The sequence below is a fragment of the Tunturibacter empetritectus genome (assembly GCF_040358985.1).
GTDB classification, from domain to species: Bacteria; Acidobacteriota; Terriglobia; order Terriglobales; family Acidobacteriaceae; genus Edaphobacter; species Edaphobacter empetritectus.
Genome location: NZ_CP132932.1, coordinates 735350 through 749826, shown reverse-complemented (window position 1 = coordinate 749826; position 14477 = coordinate 735350). Strand labels below are relative to the sequence as shown.

Here is a 14477-nt window from a genome sequence, read left to right as displayed (position 1 = left end):
TCTCGGGATTTATCAAGGGTGTTGCTGGTGTGCCCATCTATGCCCATCTGTATCCAGCTAGGACTGGGTGGGGCGTTTGAAGCGGTGGATGTATTCGGCGGGGGTGATGCCGAGGATGCGGGAGAAGGTGCGGCGCATGGCGTCTGCAGTGCTGAAGCCGGTGGCGGCGGCGATCTCTTTGAGGCCCATGTTCGAGCTGTCGATCATCTGCTGGGCGGCTTCGACGCGCATGCGATCGACGAACTGGCCGGGGTTCACGCTGGTTTCGCGAAGGCAGATGCGGGTGAAGTGGCGGGGGCTGACGCCAATGCGCTCGGCGAGGCGGTCGACGGTGAGGGGTTCGCGGAGATGTTCGAGCATCCAGACCTGTAGCTCGCGTAGGGGCTGCGAGGTGACGGCCTGGTGGGAGAGCATGTGGCTGTACTGGGCCTGGCCTCCGGGGCGGACGAGGAACATGACTAACTTGCGCGCGATGGCGAGGGCGGCGGCGTGGCCGTGGTCTTCTTCTACGAGTGCTAGGGCAAGGTCCATGCCGGCGGTGATGCCGGCGGAGGTGTAGATTGAACCGTCGCGGAGGTAGATGGGGTCGGGCTTGACTTGGACGGCGGGGAACTCGCGGGCGAGGCGGTCGCAGAAGTCCCAGTGGGTGACGGCCTGGCGGTTGTCGAGGAGGCCGGCGGCGGCGAGGAGGAAGGCTCCGGTGCAGATGGAGGCGACGCGGCGGGAGCGGGTGGCGGCTTGGGCGATCCAGGCGACGTAAACGGGATCGTAGGTGCCGGATTCGGCTCCGGGGCCGCCGGTGACGAGGAGGGTGTCGATTGGGCCGGTGACTTCGGCGAGGGGGACGGCGTTGGTGAGGGCGAAGCCTCGGTTGGTCTGGAGGACGGTGGTGGCGTCGGGTGTGGCGAGTGTGATCTCGTAGCCGGGGGCGTTGGCGGGGACGGCGTTGGCGAAGACGGCGTTGGCAAAGACCTCGAGGGGGCCGGCGATGTCGAGGATCTGCACGGGGGGAGGGCCGGTGATGACGATCTTTCGCATGGTTTTCAGGGTACGTGATTGGGGCGGAGGGGATGTCCGAATTTGCTGTATCTGTGTCGTGGCGGTGCGGGCGGGGGCGGCGCAGGATGGGGATGTCAGTAAGTTGTGCCAAAGGAGAGTGCCATGAGTCTTACGATTTCTGCTACCGCTATTCCTGATTCCAAGCTTGCCAAAGAGGCTACCGAAATCCTGCGGGAGCAGGGTACGGATCTGTTGTTCAACCATTCGAACCGGGTGTATTTGTTTGCTGCGGAGCTGGGGCGGCAGAAGAAGCTGCGGTTCGATCCTGAGCTGTTGTATGTGAGTGCGGCGTTCCATGATCTTGGGCTGGTGAAGAGGTACATCAGCGAGACGGAGCGTTTTGAGGTGGATGGGGCGAATGCGGTGCGACAGTTTTTGACTGCGCATAACGTGGCGGAGGAAGAGGTGATGACGGCGTGGACGGCGATTGCGCTGCATACGACTCCGGGGGTGACGCAGTATATGAAGTCGGAGGTGGCGCTGCTGTTTTCAGGCGTGGGGCTGGATGTGCTGGGGGAGGGGTTTGAGATTTTTCCGACGGATGTTCGTGAGGCGATTGTGGCGGAGTATCCTCGGGAGAACTTTAAGGAGGGGATCGTGAAGGCATTCTTTGGCGGGTTTGAGAATAAGCCGGGGACGACCTGGGGGACGGTGAAGGCGGATGTTTGCGAGCGGTTTATTCCGGGGTACAAGAGCCCGAACTTCTGCGATCTGATTGCGAACTCTCCGTTTCCGGACTCGGTTCGCTGAAGGGTTTGATGGTCAGAAGGCGGCGTTGCTCCCTTTAGGAGTGATGTTGAAGTTGTATGGACGTCAAAGACTCGTGCTCGCGTATTCTGATGGGATATGCGGGTGCGAGTTCTTTATTTTGGAGTGCTGAAGGATGTCTTCGGCAGGAGTGGTGAGGATTTGGAGCTGACGGATGGGGCCTCGGTGGCGGATCTGATTGCGGGTTGCCGGGGACGGGCTGTGGGCGCTGCGGGAGTTTGGGATTCGATGGCTGTGGCGGTGAATCAGGAGTATGCGCAAGGTGTCGATGTGTTGAAGGATGGCGACGAGGTGGCTTTGTTGCCGCCGGTGAGTGGGGGAGTTGGAAGACGACAGCGATGAGCAAAGGAAAAATCAAGAGCAGCGGCAAAAATAAGAACAAATGCGAGGGTCTCTCCACTACGCTGCTCACGATGAGACCGTGAGCAGCTTCGTCGAGATGACGATTTTTAGTTGATTTGTTTAGAGGTAGAGGTAGAGGTAGAGGTAGAGGCAAAGGCAAAGGCAAAAGCAAAGGCAAAAGCAAAATGCGGAGGTTCTTCGCTCCGCTCAGAATGACAAAGGTTGAGTATGGGTTTGAGGTATGGGATGCGGGTTGAGATTACAGATGAGGTGATTGCGTCGGCGGAGATTGCGGCGGAGATCAAAGCTGCTGCGGACGGCGCGGTGTGCGTGTTTGACGGGATTGTGCGGGATAATACGCGGGGACGGAAGACGCTGTATCTCGACTATGAGGCTTATCGGGAGATGGCGCTGGAGAAGATGCGCGGGTTGGCGGGCGAGGCGGTGGAGCTGTTTGGCGTACGGGATGTGGCGCTGGTGCATCGTCTGGGGCGGCTTTATGTAGGGGAGACCAGTGTGCTGATTGTGGTGGCTTCGGCGCATCGGGGTGCGGCGTTTGAGGCTTGCCGGTGGCTGATCGATACGTTGAAGAAGACGGTGCCGATCTGGAAGAAGGAACAGTTTGTGGATGGGGCGGTGTGGGCGGATGGGGAGCCGTTCCCTGAGGAGCAGCGGGTTGGCGGGTTGGCGAGTCAGCCAGTTAGCGAGACGGAGGGCGCTTCCGAGGCGTTGGTTTTGGGCGGGGCGGATGGGCTTGGGGAGGAGAGCGGTTCGCGCCTACCGGCGCGAATACCCCACCCTATCGCGATGAAACCGCGAAAGGATGGGGCACCCGGTGGGTTAGCGAGTCAGGGAGTCAGCGAGACGGCGGGACCCGGCGGTCATGCTTCTTCGGACGATGCCGATATATCAGAAGCGATGTATCGGGCACCCGGTTCTGTGGCGAAGGTCGAGGGTGGAGGCGCACGGTGAGAGTGCTGGTTGGGGCACTGCTTGGGCTCGTGCTGGTGCGGGGGGATCTGTTGTCGCAGGCTCCGGTGGTGAGGCAGCCTCCTGCGACGGTGGGGGCGCAGGCGCCTAAGGATCCGGAGGATGTGCAGACACCGCCTGCGGTGGCGACTCAGACTCAGACGGGTGGCAAGGCGAATGGTTCTGCGGGGACTCCTGAGGGCGGATTTCCTACGATCAGGGTGGAGACGCGGCTGGTGAATGTGGCGTTGAACGTGGTGGATGCGAAGGGTTCGCCGGTGGGTGGGCTGGAGCGGGAGGACTTCCAGATTCTTGAGGATGGGAAGCTGCAGAAGATCGCTGTATTTGAGAAAGAGGCTACGACGCCGCTGTCGATCGTGCTTGCCATTGATGCGAGTGAGAGCGTGATGACCAGTGAGCGGCTGGAGAAGGAGGCGGCGAAGCACTTTGTGCGAGCGTTGCTGCGGGAGCAGGATGAGCTGGACCTGATGGAGTTCTCGGATGTGGTGCGGGAGCTTGTGCCGTTTACGAATCAGCCGAAGCGGATTGAGAGCGGGTTGAATGCGATTCAGCATGGAGACGCTACGGCGTTGTATGACGCGATCTATCTGGCGTCGGATAGGCTGGCGGGGACCTCGGCTGCGAATGGGCGAAGGCGGGTGATTGTGCTGATCACCGATGGCGGCGATACGGTGAAAGGGGCGCGCTATACGCAGGCGCTAGAGGAGGCGCAGAGGGCGGGGGCGATGGTGTACTCGATCATTATTGTGCCGATCTATGCGGATGCGGGCAGGAATACGGGCGGGGAGCATGCGCTGATTCAACTGGCCGAGGATACGGGTGGGAAGTACTACTACGTGGTGGACCCGAAGGATCTGGAGCCGGCGTTTGCGCATGTGTCGGATGACCTGCGGACGCAGTATCTGCTGGGGTATTATGCGCCGCGGCGGGGGGCGGATAGTTCGTTTCGGCAGATCAAGGTAAGGATGACGGATGCGGAGCTAAAGGCGAAGTATGATCTGCGGTATCGAACGGGATACTACGCGGATGCGCGATAGAGATCAGGCGTCGGCGTAGGTGGGGTCGATGGTGGAGTGGATGAGGGTGATGGCGTTGGCGGGAAAGCCGCCCTCGAAGGCGTGGCGGCGGATGACCTCTTCGTCGGGTGCGATGTAGATGCAGAAGATCTTGTCGGCGGTGACGAAGGAGGTGAGCCACTGCACTTCGGGGTCGATGCCGCGGAGGGTGCGGCAGGAGCTTTCGGAGATGGCGACGAGTTGTTCGCGCGTGAGGTGGCCGGTGTCGGGGATATCGCGTTCGATAAGAAATTTTGGCATGGCTGACCTCGGGAGAGATGGAGTTTCGAGCGGGGCCGGACGGGCACAGGATAGTCTGGTGGACATACTCTGGTGGACAACGATAGCACTGGAGACGGCTGCGGTCGATGGGAGGTTCATGATGAAGAAGTTTGAGTTTGCGCATATTGCTGAGGGTATTGCGCGGCAGGCGGGGGCGTTGCTGCGGGGGTTTTACACGAAGGGGGTGACGACGGAGTACAAGGGCGATGTGGACCTGGTGACGGAGGCCGATCGTGCGAGCGAGCAGTTGATTGTGGAGAAGCTGAAGGCGGCGTTTCCTGCGCATGGGGTGTATGGCGAGGAGGGGACGCGGAGTGGATTGGATAGCGAGTTTCGGTGGTATGTGGATCCGCTGGATGGGACGACGAACTTTGCGCATGGGTTTCCGGCGTTCTGCGTAGTGCTGGGTTTGGAGAGGCGCTCGGCTGGGCTGGCTGCGGATCAGGATGGAGAGATGGTGGCCGGGGTGATCTACGACCCGCTGCGCGATGAGATGTTTTCTGCGGAGAGGGGAAAGGGCGCGTGGCTGAATGGGAGAAAGATCCATGTGTCGAAGATCGCTTTGATGCAGGAGTCGCTGACGGCTACGGGGTTTCCGAGTAAGAAGCGGCATGAGAGCCCGAACATTCACTTCTATAACGAGATCACGCTGCGGTCGCATGGGGTGAGGAGGGCAGGGAGTGCGGCGTTGGATATGGCGTATGTGGCTTGCGGGCGGCTGGATGGGTTCTGGGAGTTCAATCTGAATCCGTGGGATACGTCGGCTGGATTTCTGCTGGTGGAGGAGGCTGGGGGCTCGGCGACTCACTTCGATGGGGGAAAGTTTACGTTGGATAGTCGCGAGACTCTGGTGACGAATGGGTTGATTAAGAACGAGATGGTGCATCTGTTTACGGAGATGTTTGCGGGAAGAGAGTTGACGGCGATTCCTTCGGCGGCGGAGTTTGCGGCGAAGCGGATGGCTGCGAAGTAGGGTGCGGAAGAGACGAACGGCGCGGGTGATGCTGTTTGATGAGGCGGGAGATGTTTTGCTGATTCGATTTGTGGTGCCGCGGGAGGAGGGGGAGTTTGTCTTCTGGGCTCTGCCGGGTGGAGAGATTGAGGCGGGAGAGACGGAGGCTGCGGCGGCAGCGCGTGAGGTGAGGGAGGAGACTGGGCTGGAGCTTGTGATGTCGGGGCCGGTGTACTGCGACAGGAATCAGTTTCTGCATCAGGGGGAGATGCAGGACAATACGGATTTTCTGTTCAGGGCGAGGTGTCGGCGGGAGGAGCCTCGTCTGATGGGAGTTACGGTGGATGAGAGGGAGATTATGCGTGAGATTCGCTGGTGGAGCGAGGGTGAGATTGCGGGGTCGCGGGAGAGAATCTTTCCGGAGAATCTGGCGGGGCGGATGCGGGAGCAGAACGGCTTGAAGTGAGCGAAACAGGGGCTGAAGCGGCCTCTGGTGCATTGAAGAGCGAGTTGCAGATGAGAGCGGATGTGCTGCTAGAATCTAGGCACGAGCTTAATTTGCGCGGCGGATTTAGACGGTGAATTTAGACGTGGGTTTTACACGTAACTAAGGGAGATTTTTGAGATGGCTTATGTGATTGCGGAACCGTGCATCGGGACGAAGGATTCGGCTTGCGTGGATGCCTGCCCGGTGGACTGTATCCATCCGAAGAAGGATGAAAACGGGTATAGCGACGCGGTGCAGCTGTTTATCGATCCGGTGGAGTGCATTGATTGCGGCGCGTGCGTGCCGGTTTGCCCGGTGTCGGCGATCTATGCGGGGGATGACCTGCCGGAGAAGTGGGCGGAGTATCAGACGAAGAATGCGGCTCACTTCGGGCGGTAGATTCGTTTAGGGATTTCAAAAGAGACGCGTGGCCTATGAGGTGCGCGTCTCTTTTTGCGTACTGGCTCGTTTCCGCTGGCTCGGTTCAGTTGAGATCAGGTTGCCCGTTCATCTTGAGATGGTGTCGATGACGATGCCGTGCGAGCCGTTTCTTGCGTAGTCCTTTCCGGTGATGGTGACGTGCTCTCCGGCGTAGGGCATTAGTTTTGCGTTCTGTGATGCTGAGGGTGTTGCGCTGTCGATCGGCAGATAGATGGTTCCGTCGTCCTGCAGAATGACGAGAGGGGAGCCGTTTTTGGCGCAGGCTTTTGCGCAGGCTACTCCGATGGGTTTGCTGAGGCCTTTGGTAAATGCACATGCTGAGTCGATGACCCAGCCGGTGACTTTGACGGTTGAGCCAGGTTCTTCTGCCATTGCGATGAGGGAGACTGACATTGCTGCTGCGACAAAGAATCGTTGTGTTTTGTTCACGCTTATCCTCCAGAAGAGTTATTGGCGGGGAGAAGGGTTTGCTCGCCGAACGCAATCCTATACCAGAGGTGCCCGTTTTCGTCTTCTAATTCGCGGTGGATTAGTCTGGTTGGGATGATTGAGCGGCAGGGAGAGGCGATCGTGTTGCGTGTGTGGCCGTTTCAGGAGGCGGACCTGCTGGTGAGCCTGTTTACGCGGGAGCAGGGGCGGGTGAAGGGGGTGGCTCGTCATGCGATGCGGTCGCGGCGGCGGTTTGGCGGGGCGCTGGAGCCGATGACCTATGTGCGGGCGACGTATGCGGAGAGGCCGAAGCAGGAGCTGGTGCGGCTGGATGCGTTTGAGATTTTGAGTTCGCCGCTCTCGCGGCCGATTGACTATGCGCGGACGGCGGCGCTGCAGTTTGTGGCGGAGGTGGTGGAGGAGGCGCTGCCGGAGCAGGCTCCTGAGGATGCGGTGTTTCGGCTGGTGCTGGCGGTGCTCGACCAGATACAGGTGGGGAGGGTGTGGATGCCGGTGACTTACTTTTCGCTGTGGATGAGCCGGTTGATGGGGTGGATGCCGGAGCTGGGGCACTGCGTTGTTTGTGGCCTGGACCTGCGTGGAGGGACGGTTTGGTATTCGGGTACTAGTGACGGGGTGACTTGCGAGGATGATCGGCGGCCGGGGAGTGTGGGGCTGGCGGCGGCTTCGGTGGGGGAGGCGGTGCGGATGTTTCGCGGGACGGTGGGGGAGTTGGCAAAGGAGGATTGGCCCAAGGGGCGGGCGGCGGATCTGCGGAGGTTTGCGGTGGAGACGCTGGAGCGGCATCTGGAGCGGAGGCTGGTGAGTGCGAGGGCGCTGGGGAGAGCTTAGGGCGATAGAGGAGAGCGGTTCGCGCGCGGCGCGAATGCCCATATCTCAGAATCGAGATATGGCGCACCCGGCACCCGGCCTTTGATGAGCGTCAAGGTCTCGGAGATCAAGATGTAGCAGAGGCCGGCTAGTCAACCTTATGGTGGATGTTCAACGGCGGGCGGCGTTGGGTAGACTTGCCCTTCTTATGAGCACAACAAGGGTTTCGGTTTCGACTTCGTCTCGCCGTTCGCTTGAGGTGTCGCTGGCTGCGTTGATTGCTGTTGGCGTATTGCTGACGTTCTGGAGTCAGCAGCGTTATCCTGCGTTGTTGAAGAAGCTGCATGCGGGAACGGCGATCAAGGTGGCGGGACCGATCTCGTTCGATACGCTGTTGAAGGTGACGCCGACGATGCCGGCGCCGACCAGGGTTCTGCGGACGAGCGTGAACTGGCTCTATACGAATCGGTTTGGGATGTACTTTGCGCTGCCGTTTGGCGCTGCAATGATGACGCTGCTGGCGGGGGTTGGAGCGCCTAGACGATTTTCTTCGGCTGCGGGGAATGTGTTGTGTGGCGCGGTGGCCGGCGCTCCGATGGGAGTGTGTACGAACTGCGCGACGCCGGTGGCGCAGAGCTTGCTGGCGAGTGGGGCCAGTACTCGCCTGACCGTAGCTGCATTGATCAGTTCGCCGAGCTTCAATCCTGTTGTGGTGGCGATGGCGTTTGTCTTGTTTCCGCTGCCGCTGGCGGCGATACGTGTGCTGGTGCCGGCGTTGTTGCTGATTGGTCTGCCGCTGCTGGTTCGGGAGAACGAAGTGGTGGTGCGGAGTCTTGGTGTTTCGTTGGAGGCGGAGGGACTGGGTTCTCGGTTGGTTGCGCTTTGCCGAACGTACTTGCGGAATTTGCTGCGACTGACTGTGCTGACTTTGCCGTGGATGCTACTGGCTGCATTGTTTGGGGCGCTGGCTGCTGAGTTGATTCCAGTGTATGGGACGCATGTTCCGGTTTCGGTGGGCGGGGTTGTGCTGGTGGCGATTCTAGGTACGTTGTTGCCGGTTCCGATGGCGCTCGATGTGGCGTTGGCGTATGTGCTGTATCGTGCGTGTGTGCCGACGCCGTATGTGGCGGTGCTGCTATGCACTCTGGGGCCGGTAAGTGTTTATTCGCTGACTGCGCTGGGGAAGCAGTTGGACTGGCGGACGAGCCTGCGGCTTGGTGGAGCGGTGGCACTGCTGGGATATGTTGTTGGGTTTGTCATGATGCGGTTTCCGGTTCTCTGATTGGGTGCGAGGTTATCGTTAGCTGCGCGCGGCGAATGCCCAGCATCTAATCTTTCGTATAACCTGGACACTTTCTGGCGACAACAAGAGGCGAGAAATATTGAAGCAATCAGTGCATCATCTTGAAATTTTGACGCGTGGGCAAAGGCTTTATGAGGTTACGTCGGCTATTGGGGAATGGGTAAGGCAGCAGAGAATGCAGACTGGCCTTCTGACCATCTTCTGCAAACATACGTCAGCCTCGCTTTTGATCCAGGAGAATGCTGATCCTACTGTTCGCAGCGATATCGAAGCTTACTTCGATCGACTTGCGCCTGAGGGTGGGCCGTATAGGCATCACTCCGAAGGGTCAGACGATATGCCTGCGCATCTGAAGACGGCACTAACTCAGGTGCAGCTCTCGATACCGGTGATAAAGGGCGGGCTGGCGCTGGGAACCTGGCAGGGTATCTACCTTTTTGAGCATCGAGTCCGCCCTCATAGACGGGAGATTGTGTTGCACCTGATTGGGGAGTAGTCCGCTTCTCTTTCACATGATGATGCTGCGAAACCATCGGGTGACTGCTCTCTTACTGGGGTCCGGCGGACATGGCGTCGTTGAACTGGGTGAAGAAGGCGGTGTATTTTTCCGGGCCGTTTTGTTCGGCGAAGCGGAGGGGTTTGACTCGTTCGACGAGGATCTCGGTGGCGTCGGGTTGGGTTTTAAGGATTTCGATGGTCTCGTTGATGTAGTCGGCGAGGGGCATGGCGCGGGGGTCTGAGGCTTGATGGGCGCCCGAGAGTTCGGTCTGAACGTAGGGCGGGATGATTTCGATGACCTGAACGTTGGTGGATTTGAGTTGATAGCGCAGGGACTCGGTGTAGGAGTGAAGGGCGGCCTTGGTGGCGTTGTAGGTGGGCGCCATTGCCAGGGGAAGGAAGGCGAGGCCGGAGGTAACAGTGAGGACTGCGGCGTGGGGCTGCTTTTGGAGGTGAGGCAGCAGAGCGGCATTGAGGCGGATGGGGCCGAGGAGATTGGTGGTGATCATGGCCTCGGCGTCGGCGAGATCTTCTGGTTGGGCGAGGAGGTCCTCGGTGCGCGAGATGCCGGCGTTGTGGATGACGGCGTTGAGGGCGGGAAAGCCGGCGATGAGCTTGGCGGCGAAGGCGCGGATGCTGGCGGCGTCTTCGATGTCGAGGACCGCGGAGGAGATGCCGGGGTTGGCGGCGACGGTCTCGTCGAGGACTTGTTTGCGGCGGCCGGCGATGATGACGTGGTTGCCGAGCTTGTGGAAGGCTTCGGCGAGACCGCGGCCGATACCGGAGCCGCCGCCGGTGATGAGGATGGTATTTCCAGTGGTGATCATGGTGGTGATTTCTCCTAAGTTGATAGTAGGATCGGTTGTATATCTTGGAAAGTAGGCACCTAAAAAACCTATACTGACCTAAAAGAGAGTGATGAATTTATGGGCAAAAAAGGCATTGTGGCTCGGAGCGCGGGGAAGAAGGCGGCGAAGCATGTGTCTGAGAGGGCTGCGAAGAAGGTTGTTGCGAAGGGAAGGCCGAGGGATGTGGTGGAGAACGATCCGAAGGTCGAGGCGCTGGTTCGGGAGATTATTGCGCGGGTGGCGGATAAGTGGACCATGCTGGTGTTAGAGGTGCTGGAGGAGCATGGTGTTGTACGGTTTACCCGGCTGGGGGAGCGGGTGGGGGGCGTGAGCCAGAAGATGCTGACCAAGACGGTGCGGCAGATGGAGCGGGACGGGCTGGTGAGGCGGACGGTGCATCCGGTGATTCCGCCGCGGGTGGAGTATGAGTTGACGGCGCTGGGTTCGAGTCTGAGCGAGGCGTTTTGCGGGGTGTGGGTCTGGGCGGAGACGCATGGGGAGGAGATTGAGAGGGCGCGCGTTGCGTTTGAGAGAGATGCGGTGAAGAGGCGGGACTCTACGGAAGGGTAGATGCTGGTGGTAGCTGAGTTCTGGCATACTGCTGCGATGGCGAAGATGAGCGGTTTCGCGTCAGGGTTCGCGTTTGGGTGTGGTGCGGTGGGCCGGGTTGCGGAGGTTTGGGTGTGGACCTTTCTGTTTGCCCTGGGTGTGGCAGCGTGGGGGCGGGGCGTGATGGCGCGGGCGCAGGATGCGGATGTTACGACGCTGCATGTTTATGCGAATACGATCCAGATCCCGGTGCTGGTGCTGGGGGAGGATCGGAAGAAGACGGCAGCGATTGCGCCGAACAGGTTTCAGGTGGGCTTTGATGGAGGGCCGCCGTTTCGCGCCTCGCATGTTCGGCTGGAGGGCGATGATCCGATCTCGCTTGCGATTCTGCTGGACATGAGCGGGCAGGAGGCGGAGTTGTCGTCGAAGCTTGAGAACGCGATTGCGGAGCTTGCGCCGTTGTCTCTGCGTGCCCAGGATCATGTGTCGGTCTACGGGATGGATTGCGCGTTTACACGGTATGCAAATGACATGCCGGCGGATGCGACGCATTTGAGGAGGCTGGTGCATGAGGCGCTGCAGTCGTGGGTTGACCGGAGACACGCGAAGGACAGCTCGAAGTGCGAGGAGCAGGTGCAGCTTTGGGATGCGCTGGCTTTCGTTACCAACCAGCTGTCTACGCTCCCTGGCCGGCGGGTGATTCTTGCGGTGACAGATGGGAAGGACAAAGGAAGTAGAAATCGATGGAACGAGGTGAGGGTGTTTGCGCAGGGCAGCGCGGTTGCTGTATTTGGAATGACGTATGTGCCGTGGCTTGCAGTTGGCGCATCAGGGGTGGGCAACGCGCTGGAGGATCCGTTTGATGCGATCTGTGAGCTGAGTGGCGGGTTGGTGTTTTCGGCGAACAGAGGCGATGTTGAATCAAGGTTGAAGGGGTTTGTGGCGATGGTTCGCGGACGCTATATTGTGGAGTTTCCACGGCCGTACAACTCGACCCGAGGACAGCACCAGCTTATGGTGACTATCGATAAGAGCAGGGCGTTTATTCGGTCGACGGGGATTGCGGTTCCGCTGCAGGATGCAAAGGTGCTGAGCGATCCGACGACGGTGCGCCCGAATAGCACCTCGGCTCCGGAAGAGGGGACGCGTCATATTTTGACGCCGCAGTAGTAGGGGTTTTCCGGGTGAAGAGACGCGAAAAATCCCGCACTCTTTTCAAGGAGTGCGGGATTGAATTTGAGGGATGGCAGCGGTTATTTAGATATTATCTGGCCCTTATCTGGGAGGCGGCTGCTTTGACTCGTTTTTGGGTTGAGGAGGTTGAGGAGCGCGGGCGGCTGGATGGGTGATTGGCTCAGGCTGCTCGTGTGGTCCGGCTGGGCGTCCGTTGCGGAGGTTGTCGACCTGCTGCGGGCCGAGAGGGCGACCGGGATCGGTCTTCTGAATGGCTTGCCGCTGCTGGACGAAGGTCGGTTGCGCGGGTGGGGGCTCGCTCCGGTTGATGAGGGGACGCGGTTGATCCACGGAGCGTGGTTGCGGCTTGGGTTGTGCTGCCTGTACGGGAGGTTCGGGCCTCTGCTGGTTGATAGGCGCTGACTGCTGCGGCCTCTGTTGATTGATAGGCGCTTCCGGTTGTGGCCTTAGCTGATTGACCGGAGCTGTCGGTTGAGGCCGTGGCTGGTTGAACTGAGTTGGCGGCTGTACCGGTTGCGCAGGAGGTTCGGGCCTTGCCTGGTTGATGGGGGCTGTTGGTTGTGGGTGTGGCTGGTTGAACTGGGTTGCTGGTTGCGTGGGTTGTACCGGTTGCGTTGGAACGGGGTGCGCGGATGGGTTTGGAGTTGGGGTGGCTCGTTCTATGGGTGCCTGTCGTGAAACGGGTTGGGTTGCGGCCTGCTGGATAGGTTGTCGCTGGACGGGGGTAGGTGCGGGCTGCTGGATTGGCCGCTGGCCGTTGGGCAGAGGCTGGACTTTGACTGCCTGCTGTTGTTGCGGGCTAAGAGGACGGACGGGGAGAGCTTGCGCTCCGGGTACAGCCTGAGCGAGGCCGGCGTGGGTTTGGAGGACGGGCCGTGCGACGTTGACGGGGACGGCTCGGGCGGGTGCCGGGGCTACGATCGCGCGAGTGGGCGTGATCATGGGATGAGGCATGACCTGAGCCTGGGCGAGCTGCTTCTGGTCGACGTGAACGGCTGCTGAGGCTACCGGGCGTCCCGCGGCGAAGGAGCGTTGGGGGACGACGGTGGTGGCGACAGTGCGGTTGACGTAGGTGATGTTGTTGACGGTGGTGTTGTTGACGTAGATGTTAGTGGTCCGGTTGTTGTAGACGTTGCGGACCTCGGTGACGTTGCGGTTGTAGATGTTAGTTACATTGACGCGGTTCACGTAGCCGGGGCTGGCGTGATACCAGGGAACGTAGGTTTCGCGCGGGCCGAGGGGGAACCATGCGGTAAGGCCTGCTCCATTGCCTGCACCGAAGCCGGCGCTGATGGAGAAGCTGGGGCCGCCGACGAAGGCTACGAGGGCGGGAGAGTAGACGGGGCGGACGATGGTGGGTCCGGGAATCCATCCCCAGCGTCCGTTGAAGCTGGCCCAGCGGCCGTAGTGGAAGGGCGCGAATCCCCAGGGCTCGGCTTCAACCCAGGTCCAGCCCCAGGGGGCGATCCAAGCCCAGTGGCCGTTGTGGTATGGGGTCCATCCCGCGTCGACGTTGCGGGGATACCAGACCTGACCGTAGTCGGATTGGGACGACCACTCGCCGTACTCCTGGAGGTCGCTGTATCCGATCATGTCGGGGTTGACGTACTGCTGCTGGGCAGCGCGGTCGGCCATCTGGCGGCGGTCGCGATCCTGATCGAAGCGGTCGAGGTTGTCGCCTGATGCGAGCTCTACGTATTCGACGTAGATGGGGTTGGAGCCGGTGAGGCGGAGTGCCTGTCCGGGGTTGATGGCCTGAGAGAGATCGGGACCAGTCGCTTCGGCCTGTCCGGAGTTGACGGTGACGACGGTGGTGTCGTCCTGGGGGTAGCTATCGATGCGGACGTCGCCGGGCTGGAGGATGGTGATGGTGCCGTTGGGGGTGTCGATTTCGATGGTGGCGCCGTTTTGAAGGTTCCAGCTTCGGATATTGATGGAGCCCTGGGCGAGGCCGAGCTGGGCGACCTGGTCGGTCATGCTGGTGAGGGTGAGGTCGGCACCGAGGCCCATGCGGATGGCGAGGGCGTCGCTTTGGAGTTCGGCGAAGCTGGAGTTGTCGACGTAGACGCGATCGCCGTTGGTGAGGGGATAGTTTAACTCGGCCTGACTGAACTGATCGACGCCGGCGGGCTGGAGGGAGACGTTGCCTTGAAGGATGCTGAGGCGGGCGACGCGCTCGGGCGGGTCTGCGTCCTGCGAGTAGCTCTGAGCGTGCAGGGGGAGGGTGGTGAGGAGAGTGAGGACAAAGGAGGCGAAGATGCTCTTCTTATAGAAGCCCCTGATAGTCGTACGAGTGAGTGGGGTTTTCATGGTTGTTGCCTCGATACTCGGTTGTATGAACCCGGCTTTTTGTAGATGGTGGCGCCGATGGTTGGAATTGGGTTGTAAAGACACCCGGACATCATAGAGGGAAATGTTGGCGCAGGCATGAATCAGGCGAGGGAAGTTG

Annotated in this window: 17 protein-coding genes; 12 read left to right on the top strand and 5 right to left on the bottom strand. The window is 60.3% G+C overall.

What is annotated here, in order from left to right:
* Nucleotides 1-57: 57 nt before the first annotated feature.
* Nucleotides 58-1038, bottom strand: coding sequence for a GlxA family transcriptional regulator (locus RBB75_RS03075; protein ID WP_353069468.1), 981 nt, complete (start codon nucleotides 1036-1038; stop codon nucleotides 58-60).
* A gap of 123 nt (nucleotides 1039-1161) precedes the next feature.
* On the opposite strand from RBB75_RS03075, the gene RBB75_RS03070 reads away from it, so the two are divergent.
* From RBB75_RS03070 to RBB75_RS03055, 4 genes are all read left to right on the top strand, one after another.
* Nucleotides 1162-1809 (top strand): HD domain-containing protein, encoded by a 648-nt coding sequence (locus RBB75_RS03070; protein ID WP_353069467.1) that lies wholly within the window; start codon nucleotides 1162-1164, stop codon nucleotides 1807-1809.
* Between the two features lie 102 nt (nucleotides 1810-1911).
* A complete protein-coding gene (locus tag RBB75_RS03065) occupies nucleotides 1912-2169 on the top strand; it encodes a MoaD/ThiS family protein (protein WP_353069466.1) in 258 nt (85 codons plus the stop codon).
* 228 nt (nucleotides 2170-2397) lie between these two features.
* Nucleotides 2398-3141 (top strand): molybdenum cofactor biosynthesis protein MoaE, encoded by a 744-nt coding sequence (locus RBB75_RS03060; RefSeq protein WP_353069465.1) that lies wholly within the window; start codon nucleotides 2398-2400, stop codon nucleotides 3139-3141.
* The gene (locus RBB75_RS03055) at nucleotides 3138-4196 is read left to right on the top strand and encodes a VWA domain-containing protein (protein ID WP_353069464.1); all 1059 of its coding nucleotides are present in this window, start codon (nucleotides 3138-3140) and stop codon (nucleotides 4194-4196) included. The genes RBB75_RS03060 and RBB75_RS03055 overlap by 4 nt, the downstream gene beginning before the upstream one ends.
* Nucleotides 4197-4199: 3 nt before the next feature.
* On the opposite strand, the gene RBB75_RS03050 is transcribed toward RBB75_RS03055, so the two are convergent.
* The gene (locus RBB75_RS03050; protein WP_179639289.1) at nucleotides 4200-4475 is read right to left on the bottom strand and encodes a DUF4242 domain-containing protein; all 276 of its coding nucleotides are present in this window, start codon (nucleotides 4473-4475) and stop codon (nucleotides 4200-4202) included.
* Nucleotides 4476-4593: 118 nt separating this feature from the next.
* Between RBB75_RS03050 and RBB75_RS03045 the strand changes: the two genes are divergently transcribed.
* The 3 genes from RBB75_RS03045 (at nucleotide 4594) to RBB75_RS03035 (ending at nucleotide 6334) form a co-directional block, all read left to right on the top strand.
* Nucleotides 4594-5469, top strand: coding sequence for an inositol monophosphatase family protein (locus tag RBB75_RS03045; RefSeq protein WP_373563224.1), 876 nt, complete (start codon nucleotides 4594-4596; stop codon nucleotides 5467-5469).
* A gap of 1 nt (nucleotide 5470) precedes the next feature.
* Entirely contained in the window at nucleotides 5471-5914 is a 444-nt protein-coding gene (locus RBB75_RS03040) for an NUDIX domain-containing protein (protein WP_353069463.1), read from the top strand.
* Between the two features lie 159 nt (nucleotides 5915-6073).
* The gene (locus RBB75_RS03035) at nucleotides 6074-6334 is read left to right on the top strand and encodes a 4Fe-4S dicluster domain-containing protein (RefSeq protein WP_158943206.1); all 261 of its coding nucleotides are present in this window, start codon (nucleotides 6074-6076) and stop codon (nucleotides 6332-6334) included.
* Between the two features lie 108 nt (nucleotides 6335-6442).
* Here the strand turns inward: RBB75_RS03035 and RBB75_RS03030 are convergent, their stop codons facing one another.
* A complete protein-coding gene (locus RBB75_RS03030; RefSeq protein ID WP_353069462.1) occupies nucleotides 6443-6805 on the bottom strand; it encodes a hypothetical protein in 363 nt (120 codons plus the stop codon).
* 114 nt (nucleotides 6806-6919) lie between these two features.
* Here RBB75_RS03030 and recO point away from each other — a divergent pair, with 114 nt between their 5' ends.
* The 3 genes from recO to RBB75_RS03015 all read left to right on the top strand — a co-directional run bounded on the left by recO (nucleotide 6920) and on the right by RBB75_RS03015 (nucleotide 9435).
* The gene (gene recO / locus RBB75_RS03025; protein WP_179639287.1) at nucleotides 6920-7657 is read left to right on the top strand and encodes a DNA repair protein RecO; all 738 of its coding nucleotides are present in this window, start codon (nucleotides 6920-6922) and stop codon (nucleotides 7655-7657) included.
* Nucleotides 7658-7844: 187 nt separating this feature from the next.
* Nucleotides 7845-8918 (top strand): hypothetical protein, encoded by a 1074-nt coding sequence (locus RBB75_RS03020; RefSeq protein WP_353069461.1) that lies wholly within the window; start codon nucleotides 7845-7847, stop codon nucleotides 8916-8918.
* Between the two features lie 112 nt (nucleotides 8919-9030).
* Nucleotides 9031-9435, top strand: coding sequence for a secondary thiamine-phosphate synthase enzyme YjbQ (locus RBB75_RS03015; protein ID WP_353069460.1), 405 nt, complete (start codon nucleotides 9031-9033; stop codon nucleotides 9433-9435).
* Nucleotides 9436-9487: 52 nt separating this feature from the next.
* Here RBB75_RS03015 and RBB75_RS03010 read toward each other — a convergent pair whose 3' ends face one another.
* On the bottom strand, nucleotides 9488-10264 hold the full coding sequence (locus RBB75_RS03010; RefSeq protein ID WP_353069459.1) for an SDR family oxidoreductase: 777 nt from the start codon (nucleotides 10262-10264) through the stop codon (nucleotides 9488-9490).
* 99 nt (nucleotides 10265-10363) lie between these two features.
* Here RBB75_RS03010 and RBB75_RS03005 point away from each other — a divergent pair, with 99 nt between their 5' ends.
* Together RBB75_RS03005 and RBB75_RS03000 are read left to right on the top strand one after the other, a co-directional pair.
* Nucleotides 10364-10855 carry a winged helix-turn-helix transcriptional regulator gene (locus RBB75_RS03005; protein ID WP_353069458.1) on the top strand — a complete coding sequence of 164 codons (492 nt, stop codon included), beginning with the start codon at nucleotides 10364-10366 and terminating at the stop codon, nucleotides 10853-10855.
* Entirely contained in the window at nucleotides 10856-12004 is a 1149-nt protein-coding gene (locus tag RBB75_RS03000; RefSeq protein WP_353069457.1) for a hypothetical protein, read from the top strand.
* 105 nt (nucleotides 12005-12109) lie between these two features.
* On the opposite strand, the gene RBB75_RS02995 is transcribed toward RBB75_RS03000, so the two are convergent.
* The gene (locus RBB75_RS02995) at nucleotides 12110-14338 is read right to left on the bottom strand and encodes a DUF6600 domain-containing protein (protein WP_353069456.1); all 2229 of its coding nucleotides are present in this window, start codon (nucleotides 14336-14338) and stop codon (nucleotides 12110-12112) included.
* Nucleotides 14339-14477: the final 139 nt, after the last annotated feature.

Bases quoted from the DNA above. Each gene is read 5' to 3' on its own strand.
- RBB75_RS03060 (WP_353069465.1), top strand. From the start codon at position 2,398: ATGGGTTTGAGGTATGGGATGCGGGTTGAGATTACAGATGAGGTGATT.
- RBB75_RS03035 (WP_158943206.1), top strand. From the start codon at position 6,074: ATGGCTTATGTGATTGCGGAACCGTGCATCGGGACGAAGGATTCGGCT.
- RBB75_RS03050 (WP_179639289.1), bottom strand. From the start codon at position 4,475: ATGCCAAAATTTCTTATCGAACGCGATATCCCCGACACCGGCCACCTC.
- RBB75_RS03000 (WP_353069457.1), top strand. From the start codon at position 10,856: ATGCTGGTGGTAGCTGAGTTCTGGCATACTGCTGCGATGGCGAAGATG.
- RBB75_RS03070 (WP_353069467.1), top strand. From the start codon at position 1,162: ATGAGTCTTACGATTTCTGCTACCGCTATTCCTGATTCCAAGCTTGCC.
- recO (WP_179639287.1), top strand. From the start codon at position 6,920: ATGATTGAGCGGCAGGGAGAGGCGATCGTGTTGCGTGTGTGGCCGTTT.
- RBB75_RS02995 (WP_353069456.1), bottom strand. From the start codon at position 14,338: ATGAAAACCCCACTCACTCGTACGACTATCAGGGGCTTCTATAAGAAG.
- RBB75_RS03010 (WP_353069459.1), bottom strand. From the start codon at position 10,264: ATGATCACCACTGGAAATACCATCCTCATCACCGGCGGCGGCTCCGGT.
- RBB75_RS03005 (WP_353069458.1), top strand. From the start codon at position 10,364: ATGGGCAAAAAAGGCATTGTGGCTCGGAGCGCGGGGAAGAAGGCGGCG.
- RBB75_RS03020 (WP_353069461.1), top strand. From the start codon at position 7,845: ATGAGCACAACAAGGGTTTCGGTTTCGACTTCGTCTCGCCGTTCGCTT.
- RBB75_RS03045 (WP_373563224.1), top strand. From the start codon at position 4,594: ATGATGAAGAAGTTTGAGTTTGCGCATATTGCTGAGGGTATTGCGCGG.
- RBB75_RS03075 (WP_353069468.1), bottom strand. From the start codon at position 1,038: ATGCGAAAGATCGTCATCACCGGCCCTCCCCCCGTGCAGATCCTCGAC.